The organism is Methylobacterium nigriterrae (assembly GCF_037106235.1).
GTDB classification, from domain to species: domain Bacteria; phylum Pseudomonadota; class Alphaproteobacteria; order Rhizobiales; family Beijerinckiaceae; genus Methylobacterium; species Methylobacterium nigriterrae.
This window is the reverse complement of the sequence record NZ_JBAWTG010000378.1, coordinates 1-1294: the sequence shown is the minus strand read 5'-3', so window position 1 is coordinate 1294 and position 1294 is coordinate 1. Positions and strand designations below refer to the sequence as shown.

Genomic DNA, 1294 nt, shown 5'->3' with positions numbered 1-1294 from the left:
CGCCAAGCCCGTTACCAAACCGCCTGATCCGGACGCGCTCCCGAAAGCCCTCAAGGTTGTTGCAGCCGCCAAGGAGGTCTCGCATCCAGACAACTAGGAGCGAGGCGCTCAACTATCGAGCGGGAGCACGAGGCAGACGGGTCGAGGATCTCGCGCGCTTCGGAGGTGGCCTGACCGGGCGTGAGCTGATCGAGATGGCGCGCGCTGTTCGCGTGCAGCCGCTCGCCGGCTGAGAGTGGGAGTGTGCAGTGTCGATGACCGAGGCAGATCCCGACCTGCCTCATACAGCCTGACCGTTGAGCCGCAATTCAGGTCGGCGGGGCGGTTCCAGTGTGGAACCACCTTGCCGCAGAAGGGCAGGTTGGTGAGAGGCCAGCTCGCGTCCTGATGCACAGAAGAGGCTGGCCGGCAGCGGAGGCAATGCCAACAAACGGCAGATGTTCGGGAGATCACAGGGCTCCCACTGAGACGCTTCAGTAATTCAACCGGTCTCAGGAAAAGTGCCGCGAGCTGGCCGCATCTTTCCGGACGACTGCGGTGAATCACCGGCCAATGACGGGCCGGTGGAACAAGGGAACGAGGACCGGAGGTCCGAGGCCCTGAACCATCTGGGTGAGGAGAGGGGGTGCCGCGACGGGCTGAGTCCAATTCTGTGCAACGCCTCACGACTGCGTCGTTCGGCTTCCCTGACTGTGAGTCACTCGTGACAGGCATACGACTCGGTGAGACGGCGAGCGCAGCGAGCGAGAGGAGGACCGAAGGTCCGAGGACCAGAGTCAAGCGCGGTCAACCACGGCTTGCTGCGGGTAGCCCAAAGTCGCTGAGTTCGATGCCTCGCGGCACTGCCGCTCGGCAATCCCGCGGCCGCTTCACACGTGACGGGAAACCGGTTCACCAGCGAGAGATGGTGCGGGTAGATCAACCTGCGAGCGCAGCGAGCGGGACGAGGACCGAAGGTCCGAGGCCCTGAACCAACCGCGGTCCACCACGACCTACCACCGTCATCCTGGTCTCGGCTTCGCCTCGACGCCATCGCGGCTTCGCCGCGCTGGCAATCTCGTATCAAACTCACAGGTGAACGGAAGCCGAGTCACAGGGGAAGGGGAGGGGATCTACCTGCGAGCGCAGCGAGCAGGGCGAGGACCGAAGGTCCGAAGCCCTCAGTTAGGCACGGTCACCGCGATTAACCGCAGATGCCTACGGCCTGTTAGCTCTTGAGCCAGTCCAGAGCGGCTGCGAGCGAGAGAACGCCCATGAAGCTTGAAGCTGTCTTCTCGTAGCGGGTTGCGATGGC

The 1294-nt window shown here is 63.8% G+C and carries 1 pseudogene; it reads right to left on the bottom strand.

The features are described from left to right. Window positions 1-1207 precede the first annotated feature (1207 nt). Window positions 1208-1294, bottom strand: a pseudogene (locus WDW90_RS37225) (IS5-like element ISMex42 family transposase); the annotation flags it as partial.